The following is a 20,562-nucleotide window of genomic DNA, read 5'->3' on the forward strand; positions in this document are numbered from 1 at the left end:
CTATTGGGGTTGAGGCGGAACGGCGGGCGCTGGGGCGCTGCCGCCAAACGGGTTAGTCCCTCCAAAGCCGGGTATCTGCAGATTTTGAAGGTTTGGCAATGGGATTTGAGGAAGGTTTTGCTGAACTCCTTGCTGCATTTGCTGCATCCCTTGTTGGAGTGGAGCAAGCTGATTGGAGAGCGGCCCCAACAGCTTGTTCATCCCCTTTTCCATCTGCTTTTGCGCTTCACTGCGCAAAGCGGCACCGCCGATCTGCTGGGCAATTGACGTGAATGCGGTGTAATCCACCTGCGGACGCTGCACAGTACCTCGCAGAGGCAACTGGAGCGATTGGCCCGCGAGCGATTGCAACGCAGGAGTTTTGTCGATCCAGTCCTTCTGGATAGGAACCGACGCGACCAGATCGAGCGAACCATCGATGCCGACCGTGCCGCTCGTTTGCACTACCACATCACCCGCTTGGATTTGCATATTCTGATGGGAAACGCGTCCCTGTTGAACATTAAAACCAACCGTCTGGGTCGGCATATGCAACCAAGTCGTAGCAGCCCCGCCTCCATCCTGCGCTCCAAGTCCCTTGCGCAGATTTCGAACCTGCTGAACCAATGCGAGGAGCTGATCAGCCAATGGCCCCGGGCCCACATTGGCACCGTGGATGGTAAGTTGACCTTTGACGGTTTGTTTCGGCAGATCGGTCGGCATGATCACCGCCTCGTCGATCTTCAAACTCAAATTCCCTTGCACGCTCGTGACCTCAGCCAAGAGGGGTGCAACGTATTTCAGCCAGCCTTGGCACATCTGAGGTGAGATGGCGACGTTATCGATCACCGTCTCGGGCGCTTGGACGATCGCGATCGGATTCGATGCCAAATCGCCGTCGAGGTTCCAACGCAGCGTTCCCTGCGATACGGGTATCTCGGCTTTGGTCAACAAGTGTCCGTTTTCAATCTTGAGAGGCACATCTGCTTTCCCAATCGGAATGCCAATCACGCTAGCGCTATCCCAACCGATGTTCGACGTGGCCTGGAGCGCATCGGACCAAGTTGCGTTCGAGCCGCTGGACGTCCAAGAAACCTCAAGCGGCTGAGTCCGTTGCCCGGCAACCACCAGATAGCTGCCTGTCCAAGGCTTCAGCTTTTCCGCAACACGAGCCGCATCGTAGGTGACATTTCCTTTGGAGAGAAACTCCATCTTTTCCTTGGACGAGGTCAACACAGCATTGCCGCCATACGCAAACCATTCGGTCTGCAATTGCGAATCGCTGACATCCAGCTTCCCGGTATTTAAGTCGTAGCGACCGGATGCGATCGCCTTGGCTTGCGGCTCCTCCCAAAGAATTGTCGTCGCAGGTGGGACCGACGCGCCCGTACTCACCAATTTGGTTGTGGTATCGATCGCCTTTTGAATGGCCTTGATGTTCAACGCATCGACGCCGAGTGCCCAAACAATCTGACTAGGATCCAGTTGCCACTTCAGCTGCCCTGTGACATCTCCATCGACAGAGGTCGTGGTCGCTTCTCCGGATTGCATCGCGATCAGGAGCTGGTTGGGATTGATCCGGAATCCAGCTTGACCGATGCGCGTCCCCGCTTGGGCCCCAGCTTCGTCTTTGGCTTGCAAGGCAAAGGAGAGGGACTGAACGAGCAAATTATCGACTTGCAACCTGGAAATGTCCTTTGTGCTAATTCGCCCTTGAAACTGCCCGACAACTTGCGGCTCAGCAAATCGGGTTTCCCCAGATTGGACGAAGAACTTGGTCGCGCTGAACTTTGCCAACGAGATTTCTGCATGCGACGCATCGACAACGCCTTTGGCTTCCAACTCGCACTGTCCTCCGAGATCAAGCCCCAGATCGATGCCAGCAAACATTTTGGCGCGGCGTTGCCATCCCGCTAAGTCTCCCGTCAGCTTCCATTGCATCCCAGCGGGTGGCAATTGGGCCATCCCTGGCGTCGAGGGTACGAGCGATACCGGCTCTTGAATGGATGCCGATAGCAATTCTGTATTTGCTTTGAGTTGCACCGAAGACCGATCGATCTGGATCAAGCTTCCCTTGTCGAGACGAGCGACCAATTGCAAATCCCCTTCCCAAGCTGGCTCGTTCAATTGCCCGAACTGGGTCACCATACGAACCGGGGTCGTCTTGAGTGCACCATTGGCTATAAGTCGATTGCTTTCGTCCTGCTTCCAAGCCACTTGGCACTCAGCTGCCCCGGCCAAGCTCTGTACGGGGAGTGCAAACCATTTAGATAGCCGCTGCTGCATCTTCGCCAGATCAAAACTCCCCGCGAGCTGCCCTTGCACCAAATCGCCTTGACCTTGGATGTTGCAAAATTCTGCTTTGCAGTCCGCTTTGAAGCTAGGCTGACCGCCAGCAATCGGACGGACATCGAGCGTCGCGTTCAATGCCTCGTCCCATCGCATACTGGTACCGTTCATGATGGCCTCGAGGCCACCTAACTTGATTTGCATATTGCTATCCGGCGGGACCGTCGCATCGACTACGGAACGCTTTTGAGAAGCAATCAATATCGCCTCGCCCCGGACCAACTCGACCTGATCCTGCATAGGAAGCAGATCCGGAGCAACTTGAATAACCCTCGCCAGATCGATCGATCCATTCACTTCGTAGTCCGCATTCATGATCCATGGCTGGGTCAGCGTGGGAACGTTGGGAACAAGAGGCAAATCGAGAATTGCTTTCAGAGTTCCTACGTCCGATGCCAGCTGAAGGCCATCGGTTTTGATCCGGTCCTGCCCCTTGTTCACGGTCCCTGCCAATCGGATTTGTTGAAGGGCTGCACCTCGAGGACCGACCAGCATCGGTGCATGGACTTGCAATGAATCGATCTGAGCCGTGTGAATCTGCGCTAAGACCTGCTGCTGATTGTGCAGCTCAATGTCCGCTTGAACCGTCGCCAAACCTGCGATCGATTCGATTGGGATTTCTGGCAGACGGCGTTTGACAAGACTGAACCAATGAAGGGGTAAGCCATTGGTTGCAATCGACATCTTCAACGGCATCAGACCATTCGCGGTGGCGCCGACTGCGACAATCGGTTGCGCCAGCGGCTGCGTTTGAACGCTGAACTGCCCTCCCATCAACACGACACCAGGGGGAGCATTGGTTTGCTGGATGGTTCCGATCAGAGTCATCGGTGGAATCGGTTGCTCCACCGTGGGGAGCGGAATATCCGCTTGCTTGATTGCCAAATCCCAACTGGTGAGGTCGACGCTGTCGCGAGCGTGAATCACCGCGTCGGCGATGCGAATACGCCCAGAAAAGGAACTGGTGCCAGATGCTGCACCGTCCGACGAGTCGGTAGGGGACGCGGCCGGCTCCAAAAATGGCTTCAACGCCTTTTCGAGGTTCGTGGTCCCGGGCTGAACATCGAGACGCACCGAAGCCCCTTGAACGGTGATGGTCTTCAGATCGGTATAGCTCGAAATCAGATTCAAGAGCGACAGCTCGGTCTCGATCTCCTCGACCCTCGCCAATTCGGCTCCCTGCTCATCCGACAATTGAAAGCCGCGAATGCGAATGGGCCGAAACCAACCGGCTTGGATTTCCGCCAAATCGACACGCATGGGCTCAAGGCCCGCATATCGGTTGATCATCGAGACAGCCAGTCCACGATTCTGGACCAGCATCGGGATACCAAAGAAACCCGCTAAAAGAAAGGCGACCAGACCGAGAATCAATACCTTGCGGATTCGAAATCTTTTGCGAGGTCGCTTGCTAAATCCGTTTTCTTTCTCAACTCTCATCTTGCCAACATCCTATCCCAGGGGAACCATACGAAGACGGTATCGCCTGGGATCGTAGTCGAATCGTGCAAGACGGGTCGAGAGTGATTTTGGGAGCTTAGCCAGCAATGATTAGTTGCCGTACATGCAACCGCTCGCGCACGCGGACTTACCGCAGGGCTATTGAGCAGCCGCCATTTCCGCAGCCGTCTCTTGCTTGAGTTCGTCGATCAACGGCCAGAGTTCGTCGACCCTTTCGTCGAACAAATTGCCGATGAGGATATCGGTGATGAGGTTCTTCTTATCCGGATATCTTCTCACCAGCTTACCGAAATTGAGCCCATCGTAAAACGCCATCACCAAATTCCGCATGCGGTCCATCGCCTTGTTGTACTCCGGCTCCCAGACTCGCAGGCGCGCTTCGCTGGGATCATTGGCCTCCAACGCATCTCCAACGGCTTGGGATACGACATCGGCAGAGGTCAGTGCAAGAAGTACCCCAGAGGAATAGAGCGGATCAAGGAATCCGTAGGCGTCCCCGGCTAGTACCCAGCCGTCCCCACCCCCTTGCTTCGCTTTGTAGGAGTACTCCTTTTGGACGAAGTAATCTTGAACGCGTTCCGCGCCCTCGATGCGAGGCTTCACACCGGGGCAACGCTCCACCTCTTCGTGGTAAATCACCTCGGGGTCTTTGGAATCCCGGTTTCGGAACAAGTAATCGAAGTTGGCGACCACCCCGACGCTGACGACGTCGTCATGCAGCGGGATGTACCAAAACCAACCCTTCTTTTCTTGGGTTTGAATGACGATCGTTCCACCGGCATCCAAACCGGGCTCTCGTTTGGCTCCCTTCCAGTAAGTCCAGATCGCCGCTTTTCGCAGCTCCTTGTCCCACACTCGAAGATGGAATCGGTCGATCAGCAAGGACGACTGTCCGCTCGCGTCGATGACCACCGAGGCGCGGACCTCCTTCTCATCTTCCCCTTCGCAGCGCACCTTAACACCCACCACGCGATCCCCCTCGCTCAGCACGTCGAGTACGCGCGCCCCTTCGTGGACCGTCACGCCTGACTCTCGCGCATGGTGAACCAGCATCTCATCAAATTCGCTTCGGAGCACTTGCCATGTCTGCGATCGCTCGTGCGGGTCGTACTCCTCGAATCGAAATGGCTCGGAGAGCTTTCCGTGCTCGTTGATAAATTGAACCCCATACTTCTTCGTGAAGTGACTGGCTTTCATCTTGGGCAGCAATCCGAGTTTGTCCAAAACAGGGTAGCAGAAAGGGATCAACGATTCCCCGACGTGAAAACGAGGGAAGTGATCCCGTTCGTAAACGACTACCTTGAACCCGCGTTTCGCTAGCAACGTCGCAGCCGCGGAACCAGATGGCCCCCCCCCGATCACGATCACGTCGAACTGATTTTCGCTTCGAATCATCGTTCACTCCTTAGGTATTTCCAAGATTTCGTCTACCAATTGCTTCCATCGGGCTCGTGCGGCTTTCTCGCTTTCGAAAGAAGTTCGCACAGCTGCCGAAGTTCTTTTTGCGACAAGTGGCCGATCTGATCGGCATGCATCGCCTCTAACGGTGCTTCGATCTCTCCCAGGATCTTATGACCCTCGGGAGTCAACGAGACCAAGACTGCTCGACGGTCCTCCTGCGAACGCGTTCGCAAAACATAACCGTCCTGCTCCAGCCGATCTAACATTCGAGTGATGTCAGGTGCTCTCGATACCAATCGAGTCGCAATCGCCAGCGTTGGGACAGCCGACTCAGACCCTTGGAGCAGCCGAAGCACGTTGTATTGTTGTGGGGTCAGTCCGAAAGGAGCAAAAAACCGCTCTTCGATGGCTTTCAAGCGATCATACGTCCTCCAAACGGACAAATAGGCCTCTTGTGCTAGCGAATCAAATTTCCGTTTCACTGCCATCTCATCCAGCCACATATCGCTTTCCCTCAAAAGACCCAGTGAAGTATAGACCTGATTAGTCGTCGAAACAACTATTGTCGAGACAGGAAAAGTCAGAATTGTTCGGGCGTTGGGGAGGGGAACCGGGGGGATTCCCAAATTGTGGTGACTGCGCTGATCGGTTACACTGCCCGTCCTGTTATCAGGTGTCCTCCAGTCTGGCCCCGTACTCGCTCCGTTCCTACCCCTTTGTTAGATCGCGTTTCATGGGCCAGCTGCGTTTTCGAGTCAGGAGTGCCGAAAGCTACGACCCGAATATCTGGCAAACAGCCTACGTCTCTGGGTTAGAGGGGATTCCTTGGTCCAGCCGCAATCGGCTGGAGAGCGATTTATTTGTCATAGACCGTACGGTCAATGAATCGGGCAAGCTTTCGATTGTCTGGCCGACGGAAGAGTATGGCCCCCTTCTTCTCTCAACCGCGTCGCTTCGATGCCAGGATGCGCCGTACGTATTGATCCTGGAACTGGCGCGTGGAACGATTCACCGGATTCGGGGTCGCGCGTTGGATTGGCAGAGGATTGGGCTGAAGCTACCCGATGTATTCCACCAAAGCATGGACCGAGCGTTAGAAGCGTTCGTCGAAGCGCTGCTAGCCGCAAATGACTTGCACCGATGTACCCCTCTGGCCCAGCAAGCCATCGACCTTACCATCGCGGCGGCGAAGCCATTGGGTCGCGCCTTCATTTCACAATCTTTGCAGGCTCGCCATCAATCTGAAAAACAACTGAGCACGCTGCTGGGGGTGAAACTCACACCCACGCCGGAATGGGGCCTCGATGCCGCGTCTCTCTTGCCGGCGATTAACACCGTGCATCTGTCGATGGAACAGTGGCAACTCGAAGGGGACAGTCCGCAAGACCGCTACGGGGTTCTCGATCAGCAGCTTGCGTGGGCACGCGATCATTCCCTGCGAGTCTTCGCAGGCCCGTTGCTGAACCTCCAACCCCATGCCATCCCGCGATGGCTCTATTTGTTCAATGACTTCGAGTCCCTTTACGACGCGACTTGCAAACATGCGACCCAGGTAGTGGAACGCTACCGTGGACAAGTCCACTTGTGGACTGCGGCTGCAGGCCTCAATACCCCCAACACGCTCGGCTTGACCGACGAACAAATCCTGCACCTCTCCGTAGGCGTGATTCAGTCGGTCCGTCGCTCGGATCCAAAGACCCCCGTGATCGTGACCATCGATGCTCCATGGGCAGAGTACTTGGGCCAAAAATCAGACGGGATCAGCCCGCTCCATTTCGCGGACGCCTTGGTCCGAGCCGACTTGGGACTATCGGGTTTGGGGCTCGAATTGAATCTCAACTATTGGCCCTTCGGCTCCCTCCCCCGCGATTTGATCGATTTGTCGGATTTGATCGACCATTGGAATATTCTCGGCCTTCCATTACTGGTCCAGCTTTGCACTCCCTGCAATGCCAGGCCATCCGCTCGAGCCCTTTCGAAAGCATCTGTCGTTTCGGGATGGCAATACCCTGAATCGGGCGCATGGGAAAAGAGATCGATGAAGGACAGCGATTCGGATCGCCCCAAAAATCCATCGAGCGGAAATGAAGATGCTCCCTGCTGCCGACTGCCACTCAACGGGCTGGAGGCGATCCAGATGTTGCTGGCCAAAACGAATGTGCATGGGATTATCTGGAATCAGTTCTCCGATCGAGGTGAGCATGTCTATCCCAATGCCGGGCTGATCGATTCGCAGGGGGGCCGAAGGAGTTTACTGGACGGATTGGCCCGCCTTCGCCAGCTTCATGTTCATTAATCGGTTGCGTTAGCTCGGTCTTTGCGGAAAATGAAGTGCCATTGTCTCCCCGCCACGGCATTGTTGCATGCCCCTGAGGGAGTAAGATAGTCTCGGTCACGTTCTCCCTCCAACTTCCTTAGCAATCAAGGTAAACCATGCGACGCTCTCGCTTTCATGTTTTGTTAACGCTCGTCGCGGGGGCCCTTCTGGCGCCCCCCGTCATGGCGTTCGATCTTGGGGCTACCCCTCCCAGCGCGTTCCGTGTCCCCGCCGGCTTCCAAGTCGATCTCGTCTACGAAGTTCCCATTGCCGAACAAGGCTCATGGGTTTGCTTGACCACTGACTTAGACGGAAAGATCCTGGCCTCCGATCAGTATGGCAAGATCTACCGCGTGACCCCAGCCCCCGTTGGCTCCACCGCCGAAAAGACAATCGTCGAAGCTCTGGATATCGAAATCGGAATGGCGCAAGGGTTGCTTAGGACCAAAGACGGACTCTACGTCGATGTGAACAACAACAAAGAAGCGGGGCTCTATCGCTTTCAAGACACCGACGGAGACGGGAAGTTCGAGAAAAAAGACTATCTCATTCCGCTTAACGGAGGTGGAGAACACGGTCCTCACGCCATCATCGAGGGTCCCGATGGCCGACTCTATCTCTGCGCAGGAAACCAAACGAAACTTCCCGAAAAGATCGACGCCTCGCGCGTTCCGAAACACTGGTCCGAGGACCATATGCTGGGACGCATGCCGGATGCTCGAGGCTTCATGGCCAATGTACCTGCACCCGGTGGCTTCATTCTCTCTCTCAACCCCGACGGGAGTGATATCGAACTGCTCTCCACCGGCTTTCGCAATGAGTACGATATCGCCTTCAATCCGCTCGGCGATCTGTTCACGTACGATGCCGACATGGAGTGGGACGTGGGGACTCCGTGGTATCGCCCCACTCGGGTCAACCATGTGACCAGCGGTTCCGAATTCGGTTGGAGAAACGGTACTGGCAAGTGGCCTGAGTATTTCGCCGATAGCCTCGGCTCGATCGCCGATATCGGCTATGGTTCTCCGACAGGGATCGCCTTTGGAACCGGTACCAAATTCCCTGCCAAGTTCCAAAACTCTCTGCTCATCAGCGACTGGAGCTATGGTGTTGTCTACTCCGTTTCGATGACTCCAAAGGATTCCTCGTACGAAGCCAAAGTGGAACCTTTCGTCAGCGCCTCCCCGATGCCGGTTACCGATTTGATTGTCTCTCCGAACGAAGGCTGCATTTACATGGCGGTCGGAGGCCGGAAAGTGCAGTCGGCCCTCTACCGCATTCGCTACACTGGCCCCGAGGATGTATCTCCAGCCAAATTCCCGGATACGGCCGAGGCCCAGAAAGCTCGCCAAGCCCGTCGAGAATTGGAATCGATGCATCGCGGTTCCTTTGACCTCGCCAAAGTCCTGGCACACGTGGGTAGCCCCGATCGAGCGATGCGAACCGCTGCCCGCATCGCCTTGGAGCACCAAGATCCGAAGGTATGGCGCGATGCACTTCCCAAAGCCTCTACTCCACAAGCCGCTATCACGCTCGCCGTCGCCCTCTGTCGCAAAGGGGAGAGCTCGGACCAAACCGCGATTCAGAACAAACTCCTGAGCCTTTCTTGGCCAGCCTTGTCTGCAACCGAGAAACTCGAATTGCTTCGCGCTTACCAACTCTCGTTCTTGCGATTGGGAGAAGGAAACGCAGACCTTCGCGGCAAGATCATCCAGCATCTCGATAGCCATTTCCCTGCCGAGGATGGTGACAGCAGACTCGATCGTGAACTTGCTCGCGTTCTGGTCTACCTCGATGCCCCCAAGATCATCGACCGATGTGTCGAGAAGATGCGAACCAGTGGTTCGGCGGACGATCAGATCCATTATGCGTTCTGCCTCCGCGAAGCATCGAACGGCTGGAATGAACCCCTGAGAAAGCAGTATTTCCAATGGTTCTACGATGTCGCGACCGCTCGCGGGGGAGCCTCCTTTGGTGGCTTCATCGAGAATATTCGCCAAGCAGCCATCAAGAAGCTTTCCGACGGCGAAAAGACATCGCTTGGAGAATTGGTTGGAGCGCCTCCAGCCCCTAAAGATCCGCTCGCCGACTTGGAACCCCGAAAATTGGTGAAACAATGGACTGTCGACGAACTGGAAAAGAGTGCGGACTCCAAACAAAAGGGCTTTGACTTTGAACGGGGCAAGCAAATGTTTGCCGTGGCCCAATGCTACAAGTGCCACCGGTTCAATGGTCAAGGGGGAATTCAAGGTCCTGACTTGACCGCATCGGGCGGCCGATTCAGCACGCACGACATGCTCATTGCGATCGTCGAGCCGAGCAAAGCAATTAGCGATCAATACGAAGCGACACAGTTCTTGCTCGAAGACGATACCGTAGTCATCGGACGGGTTGCCAATCTCAATGGGAACAACCTCATGGTCTCGACCAACATGCTCGACCCCGCGAACTTCACCAATGTCTCACGGAACAAAATCTTGGAGATGAAGGCGAGCAAGGTATCGATGATGCCGACCGGACTCCTCGACACCCTGAACCAGGACGAAGTGCTCGATCTACTCGCTTACTTGAAGTCGGGGGGTAATCCCAAGCACGATGTTTACAAGAAGTAGAACGGGTTACAAGAAGTAGAACGGTCTACAACAGTCAAGACGTGTAGTTTGACTTGATTGAATCCTAACAACATCGCCCCTCGGCTCGATTGGAGTCGAGGGGCGATTGCTATTTACGGCCGATCATTTCATCCAGTTTCTTGCGAACCAATCCTCCCCAAACCCGATAGCCATCTGGATTTTGGTGAAGCATATCCTTCACAAAGTACTCAGGCTTCGGTTCCCCCTCGGGGGTAAGATAAGAAGCTTGCGTTTCCAAAAAAGAAACGTTCTTCAATTCGGAACTCAATTTTTCAAGAGCGCGGTTCGCCTTTTCAATGCGAGTCCAATGCTTGAATCTGGATGGCGTGGCGGTGATGCTGATCAACATCACGGGCGCGTCGGGACGCTCGGCTCGAATCGAATCGATCACGACTTTCGCCAACCGAGCAATTTCCTCCGGCGTCTTGTCTAACTCGCTCCCGGTTATGTCGTTCGCAACAAAGATCGCTGCGGCTTGGTATTTCAACCCGCGAATCAATTGCGGGGTATAGAGCGCGACATCGCAAAACTTCGAACCGCCGTAGCCTCGACGAACAGGCTTCCAAGGTGCAATGTCTTGCTCGATGGAGTTCCAGAGACGAATGCTGGAACTGCCGAGAAACAAAATGGAGTCGTCGCTCCCCTCGGTTGCATTGTTCGCAGCGAGCGTTGCAACTTCCTTATCCCACTTCAATGCTCGCTCAACGTACGCTTCCAGATGATTCGCGCGGATATGCTCAGGATCGATCGGCGCACGGAGCGACTCAGGTGCACTTTTTTGTTCTGTCGGTTTCTTCTCTTGGGGAGCAACCGCGAGGAGACTCGGCGAGCGCAGCGGGGATAGCGGTGCGAACGTCACAAGCGAAAGGAGTATGGAGTGACGCATCCAACGGAGCGTACGAGCCTGGGAGTTGATTCTCATGAAAGGATTCCTTGCGCGATCAGGTAGGAGAGGACTTGCGAAGCGCTTTGCTCGGCTGGCATCTCGGCCGTCTTGAGCTCCAATTCAGGTGAGTCGGGAGCCTCATAGGGGTCCGAGATGCCGGTAAAGTTTTTGATTTTTCCTTCGATCGCTTGCTGGTAGAGTCCTTTTGGATCTCTGGCCATGCAGACTTCGAGAGGAGTGTTGACATAGATCTCGATGAAGGAGCCTTTGCCGTTTTGCTTTTCCACCCAGTTCCGGACCAATTCTCGGTCTTTGCGGTAGGGACTGACGAATGCGGTCAAACAGATCATGCCCGCATTGGCGAGCAACTCAGTGACCGCGCCCACTCGTCGAATATTCTCTTCGCGGTCTTGCTGGCCAAACCCCAATCCAAATCGTCGGGCAAACTCTTCGCCGTAGACCGGAGTCAATAGGTTGGGCCCGGCGCAAAGTCCGTGCCGGACGTTGTCACCATCGAGGAGATAACTCCGCGCGCCCCGATCGAACAAATGATGGTCGACGAGGTTTGCGATCGTACTTTTTCCGGAACCGCTCAACCCGGTGAACCACAAGACGCAACTCCGATGGCCGTTGCGTTGCTCCCGTTCCACCCGCGACACCGATTGCGAATGCCATATGACCTGAGGCGTATCGCTCATGGCTGGGATCTCTGCTGATTCGTGAGGGGCTATTTGGTGAGGGCAGCGACGATTCGGTTCATGACCTCGTGCTCCCCTTTGGAAATGGAGGCCCACCCCAGCAGACCGCCACTGGCACTGGCGACTTGTTGGATTTCCTCGACCAAGGTCGCTTTGAGAAGGTCCGCTTCCTCTTGATCGAGCGATGCGACTAAGCTTTTTGCATAGCTTTCCCAGACGCCGAGGAGCTCCGAACCTGGCTTCTTTGCAAGCCACTGGTCGAGCAGTTGCATGGCGGCGCTACCTTCTTCGATGGCGTGCTTGCTCACGTTTTCTTCGATCAACTCCCGTTCGGCCTTTTCCAAGCGGCCATCCGCCCAAGCGACGGCGACGAGAGGGAACACACGCAGGGCTGCGAAGGTCGCTGGAGAAACCCCGAGTTTCGTGAGAGCTCCCAATACATTTTGGTCTTGGATGCCGGAGATGCGGCCTAAGTGGTTGATCGCTAATTCCGCTTCCACGTCAGCCTTCAGTTCCTCTAATAGTTTCGCATCCAGCGAGCTAAAGAACTGGTTTTCCAGGGCTGATCCGCGTTCTCGCAAAGAATCGCCGTTCGACATCGTTTCGCCTATTCGAAAAGGGTGCGTTAGTAGAAAATGGGTAGCCGTTTAGAATATCCGCCGGCAGCGGGCGCGAACACCCCTGAGATGTCAGCCTCTCTAGGTGGAGAGGTCGTGCCGCACCCGACCTCGGACTTGTCCCCGCGGAACCGCCGCGGGATGCCCATTTCGGTTTCACTCTCCCACCCTTCGCAGAAAAATGTCCAGCAAGCCTCCTCGTACCATGTTCCAGAAAATCTGGGACAACCATGTCGTCCATGCCGAACCGGGTAAGCAAGCGATCCTCTACATCGATCTGCACCTTGTCCACGAAGTGACCAGCGCTCAAGCGTTCGAGGGACTTCGGCTGGCCGGGCGAAAAGTACGTCGCCCCGAGCGGACCGTCGCGACTCCCGACCACAATGTTCCGACGAGCAACCGCTCCCTCCCGATCGCCGACCCCATCGCGCGTCAACAGGTCGACACGCTGCGAAACAACTGCCGCGAATTCGGGATCCGTCTTTATGATTTGAACGATCGCGATCAAGGGATCGTGCACATCATCGGGCCCGAACAGGGCTACACACAACCCGGTATGACCATCGTCTGCGGCGATTCGCACACAGCGACACACGGTGCCTTTGGCGCTTTAGCATTCGGGATCGGTACCAGCGAAGTCGAACATGTGCTCGCGACCCAAACGCTCCTCCAAACCTTGCCAAAAACCTACGAACTTCGAGTCGATGGCTCCCTCGCTCCCGGGGTCACCGCGAAGGACTTGATTCTCTACCTTATCGGAAAACTGACCACCTCCGGCGGGACAGGCTATGTACTCGAATACACCGGAGAAGTCGTTCGCCGCCTTTCGATGGAGGAGCGGATGACGGTCTGCAATATGTCGATCGAGGCAGGCGCTCGGGCTGGGATGATCGCTCCGGATCAAACCACCTTTGAATACTTGAAGGGACGACCCTTTGTTCCGAAGCAATTCGACGCGGCGGTCGAGCTTTGGAAACAACTGCCGAGCGACCCTGGTGCGGTTTACGACCGCGTCGATATCTACAAAGGGTCCGATATCGAACCGCAAGTCACTTGGGGTACCAACCCAGGACAAGTCACCTCGATCAACTCGAAAGTCCCCAATCCAGCTGCATTTGCTGACGATACCGAGCGCAAGTCTGCAGCCAACGCCTTGGACTACATGGGCTTGAAAGCCGGTATGCCACTCACCGATGTCACGATCGATCGTGTTTTTATCGGCTCCTGCACCAATGCTCGTATCGAAGATCTACGAGCTGCTGCCCATGTCATCAAAGGTTATCGCGTCAGCGACAAGGTGTACGCGATGGTCGTCCCAGGAAGCGGGCAAGTCAAACGGCAAGCGGAAGCAGAAGGCTTGGATCGCGTTTTCAAAGAAGCCGGTTTTGACTGGCGTGAAGCAGGATGCAGCATGTGCTTGGCCATGAACCCCGATCGCTTGGAACCGGGCGAGCGATGCGCTTCAACGTCCAACCGAAACTTCGAAGGCCGCCAGGGCAAGGGTGGACGAACCCACCTCGTTTCTCCCGCCATGGCCGCTGCCGCTGCCATCTCGGGTAAATTCACCGACATTCGAGACTGGACTTACAAGTCCTAACACAAGGGCCTTGTCGCAGCGGATTTTTGATTTCCATCACCTCGTCAAACCAAACCTTTCCCATGAATCCTTTTACCAAACACACCGGTGTGGTCGCCGCCATGGATCGCGCGAACGTCGACACCGATCAAATCATTCCCAAGCAGTTTCTCAAACGCATCGAGCGAAGCGGCTTCGGCCAATTCCTCTTTTTTGATTGGCGATTCAACGAAGATGGATCCCCGAACACCAACTTTGAATTGAATCTCCCTCGAAACGACTCCGCCTCCATCCTGGTCGCGCGACGCAATTTCGGCAGCGGTTCGTCGCGAGAGCACGCGGTTTGGGCCATCGATGATTACGGCATCCGATGCGTCATCGCTCCGTCCTTTGCGGATATCTTTTACAACAACTGCTTCAAGAACGGGATCCTCCCGATTCAGTTGAACGAAGAACAAGTCGAAAGTCTGTTTCAGAGGCACGCGGCCAATCCCCAATACACGCTGACCGTCGATTTGGAAAACTGTACGGTTAGCGACGGAAACGGATTCGAAGCGACCTTCCAGATAGAGTCTTTCCGACGCCACTGCTTGCTCCACGGACTGGACGACATCAGTTTGACCCTGGAACACGAAAGCAAGATCAGTACCTTCGAGGCCTCTCATCCTGCGTTGGCCTAGTCGTGCCCTCTTCTCGATAACTTGCCATTCGAGGGTGGAATGATGACGCGTCCCGTACTTTTGTTCTCATCCACCTACGTCGGCTACGACTTTTTGCGACAGATTCCACGATCTTCTATCGACTGGAATCGCTTCGAGTTCACATTGGATCCGTTGCATCCGAATCTTTTTGGATGCGTGGTCTATGATGATCTGCCAGGAACGCTGCGGCTTCCATGCCCGAGATCCCATTGCTTGCTAGTGACTGGCGAACCCCCTTCGCTTCGAACCTATCGCCCACGCTTCACACATCAATTCGGCGCGATTCGCACCAGCCACGCATCGATCTCTCACCCTAATAAATCGCTGGGGCATGAGGGGCAACCGTGGTACTACGGACTTTGGCCTGGAGAAATCCATGGCGATGTCATTCGTTTCGACGAGCTTGCACAGCTTGCGCCACCCGCGAAACCCTGCCGAATCAGCGTCATTGCCAGCAACAAAACAACCACACCGGATCACCGAGAACGATTGCGTTTCGTTCAATTGCTCCAAGACTCCATCGGTCACGAACTACATGTGTTTGGACGCGGCATCCGGTCGATGCAGGATAAATCCGAGGCGATCTACCCCTTCGAGTACCACATCGTTCTCGAGAACGACCACTCGGATCACTATGTGTCCGAAAAACTCGTCGATAGCTATCTCGGCTGGGCTTTCCCGATCTATTCTGGGAGTCGACATGCCGATGACATGTTCCCCACCGAATCGTTTCTTCGCATCGACATGTATCAGCCAGAGGAATCGATTCAGCGCATTCGCGATGCGATCAGGAACAATATGGCGGAGCGTCGCTTCGACGCAATGCGTACGGCGAGAGAATGCGTGCTGCATCAACACAATCTCTTCGCTATGATTCAAAGACACTTTGCCAATCTCGCGCCGTGGAGCCCTCGAGGACGCGGTTGCGTCCTTTATCCGAAGAAGCAAGCTACCAAGCAGATCCTGCGGCGGTTCTACGAACGAGGCTTGCTGTTGGATTGACCGCTACATCGGTGCACGCTGTCGTTCTGCAGAGAACGAGCCTACAGCTTGCCGCAGTAGTCGATGGCGGTCGCAATCTCTGTCTTGAGCCGTTTGCGCTCTACGATCCGGTCGACATAACCGTGCTCCAATAGAAATTCGCTCGTCTGAAACCCTTCCGGCAATTCGATTCGGATAGTCGCTTTGATCGTCCTCGGGCCTGCGAAACCGATGAGCGCCTTCGGTTCTGCGAAGATCAAATCCCCGAGGCTTGCAAAACTGGCGGCGACACCACCCATCGTCGGGTTGGTAAGAACACTGATGTAAAGTCCACCATTCGCATGGTACTTCGCGAGCGCCGCGGATACCTTTGCCATCTGCATGAGGGATAGAATCCCTTCGTGCATCCGAGCCCCACCGCCCGAACCGCTGACGATGATCAATGGCAGCTTCAATTCCGTCGCTCGTTCAATCAACCGAGTCAATCGCTCACCCACCACCGATCCCATGCTCCCCATAATGAAGGCCGAATCGGTAATCGCAATCGCAACCCGTCGGGCGCGAATCATCCCGGTCCCGCACACAGCTGCATCAGTCAAACCGGTACGGGTTTGCTCATCGACAAGGCGTTGCGCATAGGTTTTCTTGTCGGAGAAGGAAAGCGGATCTGTCGGCAACACATTCTCGTCGCAGATCTCGAAGGTGTTCTCGTCAAGCAACTGCGAGATGCGATCCCAAGCCGAAACGTACATGTGGTAGTGGCATTTGGGGCAAACATTCAAGTTCCGTTCTACCTCTTTGCGGTAGATCGTCTCGTTGCACCCAGCGCACTTGATCCAAAGACCTTCGGGAACGCCACGTCGGCTCGCTTGCTTGGAATCGTTCTCAAGAGTACTCATGTCGCGTATTCAGGCCGAATAAAACTGGTGTGCGATGATGATCCTGCGAGGGCCTTTGTAGTGCCCATCGCTGACTGCTGACCATCGGTTAGGGATTCGGAGACCTGGGAATCGGAATCGACACATTGATGCGTATCCGCATCGATCAATTCCCAACTTCCGTTATCACATTCCGATTCCCACATATCGTCGATGTCTGTTTCCATCAATCTGTTCGCGACCAACGTTGCGAGCGGCTCGGAAACGACGACCGCAATTGTCTCATTTGCGTGCTTCTTGCATAGCTTGCTTAACAATTTTGAGACGCGAGCCTCCGCTTCGTCGATCGTCTCCCCACCGGGCGGACAAAACGCGCGAGGATTATCCTGCACCTGGCGGAATAACTTGGGCTGCTGACGTTTGACTTCGTCGATCCGTTTTCCTTCCCATAGCCCATGGTCCAAATTCGCGAAGCAATCGCAAACCTTCCACTTGGCTTTGGCGTGGTCAGCAATCTCCTTTGCCGTCTCCTGTGCGGATTCACAAGGACCGCAATAGACGTGAGCAATCGGCAATCGCTCTAATTCCGTCGCCACGCGTTGGATTTGCTCCAAACCATGCGACGAAAGAGGAATATCCAAACTTCCCTTGATTCGTTCTTGTTCATCGAACAGAGTGGCCCCAGGGCGTACCACTACAACATTACACATACAATCAATCCAGAGAGGAACGGAATGCGGACGCTCATGTCGAATACGCCGCTTGCAATCGAGTGATCGCTTGGCAGTAGTCCGGCTGCTTGAACAACGCGGACCCCACCACTAGCAAATCGGCTCCAGCAGCAACGCAGGAACCGATTGTTGTTTCATTGACACCACCATCTACCTCCAGCAACAAACGATCGCCGTATTGGTGGTGCAGCCGCGAGAGCCGCTCCAACGCAACCGGATTGAACGCCTGCCCGCCGAATCCCGCTTGGACACTCATGACCAAAAACAAGTCGCAGAATTCCACGAATGGCTCTACGGTCTTCCAGTCGGTCTGCGGATTGATCGCAAGCCCCGCGAGAACGCCCTGCGACTGTATCGATCTCAACAACGCCTCGGGCTTTGGATCCGCTTCGATGTGAAACGTAATCGCATCGGCCCCTGCCTCAATAAAGGCATCCGCGTACTTGCCCGGATCGGAAATCATCAAGTGGACGTCGAGCGCCAAATCCGTCACCCGACGAAGGGCTTCGACGATCGGCATGCCATACGTAAGATTCGGTACGAAGTGACCGTCCATCACATCCAAATGCAATACCGCTATCCCGGCCTCCTCCAATTGACGCACTTCCCGCTCCAAATTGGAGAAGTCGCACATCAACAAGGATGGCAGGATGGCAGGGCTCGCAGATCGAAACCGATTCCTCGTTTCCGTCGCCTTGCTGGATGGTTCGGACATATAGACCGCTAGATGGTGGTTTGCAGCAAAGCTGGCTAACGCCAGCAATCCATCGCTGCAATACACTCCACAATAAACAAGCTCGCGGTGGTTAGGCAAGGGGCAAAATACCGAACCCTGCCAACCAACCCACGCGGGGCCCCACCTAAATCCGCAAGTCCCGCAGCAGAGAGGACTTACGCGTCATTAATAAAACAAATACAGCCAGCAATTTTCCCTCCGAACACGGTCGGTTTGCCGCGTTCGAGGAAGAGCAACGAGGGGCACCCGTTTCACGCCAAAGCCCCCGTTCCTCCTCGAGGATCGGAGAATCGCATTAACCGATTCGCTTGAGGACGGTATCTAACGTTGGCTTGATCGCCGCGGCACTCGCTTTGAGACCTTGCAACTCCTTGGGCCAAAGATCCAACTCAATCCGCTGCAATGCACCGGTTCGACCGACGACGGTCGGGACCGAAATCGCTACTTGATCGATCCCGTAGCAAGCCCCGTCTTGCACGGTAGAGACGGGAAGAATGCGGTTCTGGTCGAGTGCAATGGCATCGACCACGTCCCGTATCGCAATACCGACGGCGAAACCTGCGCCACCCTTTTTCGAAAGACACTCCGCCCCCGATCCTTTGGTCCGGGTGAAGATTTTGTCGGCGAGGACGCTATTCCAACCGGGATACTTTTCCAATGGCAAGGATCCGACGGTCGCGCTCGACCAGACAGGAATCATGCTGTCGCCATGCTCTCCCAAAATCAATGCTTTTGTCTGCGTCGGTGCGGTCCCCAACGCATTCGCGATCAACGAGCAGAAGCGAATGGTATCCAGTTGCGTTCCCAGTCCGATGACCTGCGTTGCCGGGAGCCCCAATCGCTTCGCCGCGACGAATGTCAAAATGTCGACGGGATTGGAGACGACCAACACAATCGCCGACTTCTTCATCCCTACTTTTTTGATCTCATCCAGAATGCCAACGAACAAATCGGTGTTGCGATTGATCAAATCAAGGCGGGATTCCTCCGGTTTACGTCGCAATCCAGCAGTAATGCAAATGATGTCGGAATCGGGAATCTGCTCGTACCCGCCCGAGGTGCATAGTTGATCGGCGACGCTCGGGGTCCCGTGCATCAAATCCAACGCGTGCCCCGCTGCCAAATTCGCATTGACGTCGATCAAGCAAATTTCACGGACGACGCCACCGCACTGCAACGCATACGCAGCGCAAGATCCAACCAAGCCGCCACCGCCGATAATGCTGATTTTCATAGTAGTTGATTTCGAAACGAACGAAGGATTATTGGGTAAATGGTAACGCTGCCGAATGAGCCCGCCTGGGCCCTGTGCCCAGAATCGTCCCCGCAGCGATTAACCGTTGAGTTGCTTCAGGACCTGTGCCGTGATCAGCTTGACCAATTGCTCTTGGTCGAGGCCGGCCAATTCCGAACCTTCCGCTGCACCGGAGTTTGCGGCGGCAGCGCGGAGGACCGGAGCGGCTGACGAAACGGCTTGCGTCACCGCTTGCGCGACATTCGCTGCTGGCGCCATCGGAGGAGGTGACGGGAATGCGCGTCGATCCACCCCAGACTCCTTCCAAGAATCACGGAAAATATCATTCGCACACACATCGCAATTCTGGTATTCGGGCGTGTTGCGTGGATCTTGCCATCCCCACTTCTGTTTCAAATCCAGCAGCTCCTTTTCCTCTTTGTAGGAGAAGTACGAGACATTCCCCAACTGCTTGGCCAACATCAAGATTCGGCAATACGCATCGAGTATCTCGGTCCACCAATACGCTTGCTCGACATCCACGCCATAACTAACCGTTCCGTGGTTGGCCAAGATGATGATGTTGGTCTTCGAAACGAACGGCAAAATGGTGTCCGCGAATGCCTGCCCACCCGGAGTCTCGTATTTGGTTATCGGCACGTCCCCAATGAAGACCTCGACCTCGGGCAGGACGCACTGCGGGATGGGTTCGCGTGCGACGGCAAACGCTGTCGCATGGGGTGGATGGCAATGGACAACACTTTTGATATCGGGACGCTGCTTGTAGATTTCCAAGTGCAAGAGGGCTTCGCTCGATCGCTTTTTGATGCCCGAGATCTGCTTCCCGGTCATGTCGATCGATGAAATATCCTCGGGCTTGAGGAACCCCTTGCTGTGCATGGTCGGTGTGCACAGGATTTCGTTGTCGCTGATGCGAACGGTGATGTTTCCATCGTTGGCGGCAGCGAACCCTTTGTTGTACAAACGGCGACCGATTTCACAGATATCCTGTTTGATCTTATGTGCGTTGACCATATTGCTTTGTGGTGTTGCGTTGGGGTGGTGATGGGAGATGAAAAGTGACTGGATGGAGTAGACGGGCTTAAGATTGGATTCGGATTTCGTCGAGGATCGCAGCGTTGTAGGCATCGACAGGCTTCTGAGCTGGCTTGAACGCCTGTGCGGCCTCCGCGCCGTCACTCACAGCGATGATCGAACCTTCACTTGCACCGAGGTCGTCCCAAACAACGACCATGTCGGGATCTTTGACAGCACGGCCTAACAATGTGTCCCCATACGGAACGGTCGCTTTCAACGAACCGCCAGTGAAACTGGGGTGAGCACGACTGAGTGTCACCGTTCCTTCGACTAAATAAAGTTGCAT

17 protein-coding genes are annotated in these 20,562 nt (G+C 55.2%); 5 read left to right on the forward strand and 12 right to left on the reverse strand.

The window, feature by feature from the left end:
* The 3 genes from SH467x_RS03305 to SH467x_RS03315 all read right to left on the reverse strand — a co-directional run bounded on the left by SH467x_RS03305 (position 1) and on the right by SH467x_RS03315 (position 5,672).
* Positions 1-3,768, reverse strand: a complete 3,768-nt coding sequence (locus tag SH467x_RS03305) for an AsmA family protein (RefSeq protein WP_482369868.1) — start codon at positions 3,766-3,768, stop codon at positions 1-3.
* A 159-nt stretch (positions 3,769-3,927) separates the two neighbouring features.
* Positions 3,928-5,184, reverse strand: a complete 1,257-nt coding sequence (locus SH467x_RS03310) for an NAD(P)/FAD-dependent oxidoreductase (RefSeq protein WP_482369869.1) — start codon at positions 5,182-5,184, stop codon at positions 3,928-3,930.
* 32 nt (positions 5,185-5,216) lie between these two features.
* Positions 5,217-5,672 carry a MarR family winged helix-turn-helix transcriptional regulator gene (locus SH467x_RS03315; protein WP_482369870.1) on the reverse strand — a complete coding sequence of 152 codons (456 nt, stop codon included), beginning with the start codon at positions 5,670-5,672 and terminating at the stop codon, positions 5,217-5,219.
* A gap of 251 nt (positions 5,673-5,923) precedes the next feature.
* On the opposite strand from SH467x_RS03315, the gene SH467x_RS03320 reads away from it, so the two are divergent.
* The gene (locus SH467x_RS03320; RefSeq protein ID WP_482369871.1) at positions 5,924-7,486 is read left to right on the forward strand and encodes a hypothetical protein; all 1,563 of its coding nucleotides are present in this window, start codon (positions 5,924-5,926) and stop codon (positions 7,484-7,486) included.
* A 137-nt stretch (positions 7,487-7,623) separates the two neighbouring features.
* Positions 7,624-10,119: a c-type cytochrome gene (locus SH467x_RS03325; protein WP_482369872.1), complete on the forward strand. Its 2,496-nt coding sequence runs from the start codon at positions 7,624-7,626 to the stop codon at positions 10,117-10,119.
* Between the two features lie 109 nt (positions 10,120-10,228).
* Here SH467x_RS03325 and SH467x_RS03330 read toward each other — a convergent pair whose 3' ends face one another.
* From SH467x_RS03330 to SH467x_RS03340, 3 genes are read right to left on the reverse strand one after another with little or no spacing between them, the layout of a single operon-like run.
* On the reverse strand, positions 10,229-11,062 hold the full coding sequence (locus SH467x_RS03330) for a GDSL-type esterase/lipase family protein (protein WP_482369873.1): 834 nt from the start codon (positions 11,060-11,062) through the stop codon (positions 10,229-10,231).
* A complete protein-coding gene (gene cysC, locus SH467x_RS03335) occupies positions 11,059-11,724 on the reverse strand; it encodes an adenylyl-sulfate kinase (RefSeq protein ID WP_482369874.1) in 666 nt (221 codons plus the stop codon). The genes SH467x_RS03330 and cysC overlap by 4 nt, the downstream gene beginning before the upstream one ends.
* 29 nt (positions 11,725-11,753) lie before the next feature.
* Positions 11,754-12,323, reverse strand: a complete 570-nt coding sequence (locus SH467x_RS03340; protein WP_482369875.1) for a hypothetical protein — start codon at positions 12,321-12,323, stop codon at positions 11,754-11,756.
* Between the two features lie 199 nt (positions 12,324-12,522).
* Between SH467x_RS03340 and leuC the strand changes: the two genes are divergently transcribed.
* From leuC to SH467x_RS03355, 3 genes are all read left to right on the forward strand, one after another.
* Complete coding sequence (leuC, locus tag SH467x_RS03345) at positions 12,523-13,938, forward strand: 3-isopropylmalate dehydratase large subunit (RefSeq protein WP_482369876.1); 1,416 nt, start codon at positions 12,523-12,525, stop codon at positions 13,936-13,938.
* Positions 13,939-14,000: 62 nt separating this feature from the next.
* Positions 14,001-14,597 carry a 3-isopropylmalate dehydratase small subunit gene (leuD, locus tag SH467x_RS03350; protein ID WP_482369877.1) on the forward strand — a complete coding sequence of 199 codons (597 nt, stop codon included), beginning with the start codon at positions 14,001-14,003 and terminating at the stop codon, positions 14,595-14,597.
* Positions 14,598-14,636: 39 nt separating this feature from the next.
* The gene (locus tag SH467x_RS03355) at positions 14,637-15,620 is read left to right on the forward strand and encodes a glycosyltransferase family 10 domain-containing protein (RefSeq protein ID WP_482369878.1); all 984 of its coding nucleotides are present in this window, start codon (positions 14,637-14,639) and stop codon (positions 15,618-15,620) included.
* Positions 15,621-15,661: 41 nt separating this feature from the next.
* On the opposite strand, the gene accD is transcribed toward SH467x_RS03355, so the two are convergent.
* The 6 genes from accD to SH467x_RS03385 all read right to left on the reverse strand — a co-directional run bounded on the left by accD (position 15,662) and on the right by SH467x_RS03385 (position 20,562).
* Positions 15,662-16,498, reverse strand: a complete 837-nt coding sequence (accD, locus tag SH467x_RS03360; protein WP_482369879.1) for an acetyl-CoA carboxylase, carboxyltransferase subunit beta — start codon at positions 16,496-16,498, stop codon at positions 15,662-15,664.
* On the reverse strand, positions 16,495-17,187 hold the full coding sequence (locus SH467x_RS03365) for a histidine phosphatase family protein (RefSeq protein WP_482369880.1): 693 nt from the start codon (positions 17,185-17,187) through the stop codon (positions 16,495-16,497). Before SH467x_RS03365 ends, accD begins: the two co-directional genes overlap by 4 nt.
* 34 nt (positions 17,188-17,221) lie before the next feature.
* Positions 17,222-18,022: a ribulose-phosphate 3-epimerase gene (rpe, locus tag SH467x_RS03370; RefSeq protein WP_482369881.1), complete on the reverse strand. Its 801-nt coding sequence runs from the start codon at positions 18,020-18,022 to the stop codon at positions 17,222-17,224.
* Positions 18,023-18,239: 217 nt separating this feature from the next.
* On the reverse strand, positions 18,240-19,178 hold the full coding sequence (locus SH467x_RS03375; RefSeq protein WP_482369882.1) for a lactate/malate dehydrogenase family protein: 939 nt from the start codon (positions 19,176-19,178) through the stop codon (positions 18,240-18,242).
* Positions 19,179-19,277: 99 nt separating this feature from the next.
* A complete protein-coding gene (locus SH467x_RS03380) occupies positions 19,278-20,213 on the reverse strand; it encodes a class II aldolase/adducin family protein (protein WP_482369883.1) in 936 nt (311 codons plus the stop codon).
* A gap of 67 nt (positions 20,214-20,280) precedes the next feature.
* Complete coding sequence (locus tag SH467x_RS03385) at positions 20,281-20,562, reverse strand: EutN/CcmL family microcompartment protein (RefSeq protein ID WP_482369884.1); 282 nt, start codon at positions 20,560-20,562, stop codon at positions 20,281-20,283.

This window comes from Brakhagea slesvicensis (assembly GCF_052161625.1).
Lineage (GTDB): Bacteria > Planctomycetota > Planctomycetia > Pirellulales > Pirellulaceae > JBKCUI01.

What these genes read in the sequence shown, in the direction of transcription:
- SH467x_RS03305 (WP_482369868.1), bottom strand. Translation starts at nt 3,768, where the DNA reads ATGAGAGTTGAGAAAGAAAACGGATTTAGCAAGCGACCTCGCAAAAGA.
- SH467x_RS03310 (WP_482369869.1), bottom strand. Translation starts at nt 5,184, where the DNA reads ATGATTCGAAGCGAAAATCAGTTCGACGTGATCGTGATCGGGGGGGGG.
- SH467x_RS03320 (WP_482369871.1), top strand. Translation starts at nt 5,924, where the DNA reads ATGGGCCAGCTGCGTTTTCGAGTCAGGAGTGCCGAAAGCTACGACCCG.
- SH467x_RS03325 (WP_482369872.1), top strand. Translation starts at nt 7,624, where the DNA reads ATGCGACGCTCTCGCTTTCATGTTTTGTTAACGCTCGTCGCGGGGGCC.
- SH467x_RS03330 (WP_482369873.1), bottom strand. Translation starts at nt 11,062, where the DNA reads ATGAGAATCAACTCCCAGGCTCGTACGCTCCGTTGGATGCGTCACTCC.
- cysC (WP_482369874.1), bottom strand. Translation starts at nt 11,724, where the DNA reads ATGAGCGATACGCCTCAGGTCATATGGCATTCGCAATCGGTGTCGCGG.
- SH467x_RS03340 (WP_482369875.1), bottom strand. Translation starts at nt 12,323, where the DNA reads ATGTCGAACGGCGATTCTTTGCGAGAACGCGGATCAGCCCTGGAAAAC.
- leuC (WP_482369876.1), top strand. Translation starts at nt 12,523, where the DNA reads ATGTCCAGCAAGCCTCCTCGTACCATGTTCCAGAAAATCTGGGACAAC.
- leuD (WP_482369877.1), top strand. Translation starts at nt 14,001, where the DNA reads ATGAATCCTTTTACCAAACACACCGGTGTGGTCGCCGCCATGGATCGC.
- SH467x_RS03355 (WP_482369878.1), top strand. Translation starts at nt 14,637, where the DNA reads ATGATGACGCGTCCCGTACTTTTGTTCTCATCCACCTACGTCGGCTAC.
- accD (WP_482369879.1), bottom strand. Translation starts at nt 16,498, where the DNA reads ATGAGTACTCTTGAGAACGATTCCAAGCAAGCGAGCCGACGTGGCGTT.
- SH467x_RS03365 (WP_482369880.1), bottom strand. Translation starts at nt 17,187, where the DNA reads ATGTGTAATGTTGTAGTGGTACGCCCTGGGGCCACTCTGTTCGATGAA.
- SH467x_RS03375 (WP_482369882.1), bottom strand. Translation starts at nt 19,178, where the DNA reads ATGAAAATCAGCATTATCGGCGGTGGCGGCTTGGTTGGATCTTGCGCT.
- SH467x_RS03380 (WP_482369883.1), bottom strand. Translation starts at nt 20,213, where the DNA reads ATGGTCAACGCACATAAGATCAAACAGGATATCTGTGAAATCGGTCGC.
- SH467x_RS03385 (WP_482369884.1), bottom strand. Translation starts at nt 20,562, where the DNA reads ATGCAACTTTATTTAGTCGAAGGAACGGTGACACTCAGTCGTGCTCAC.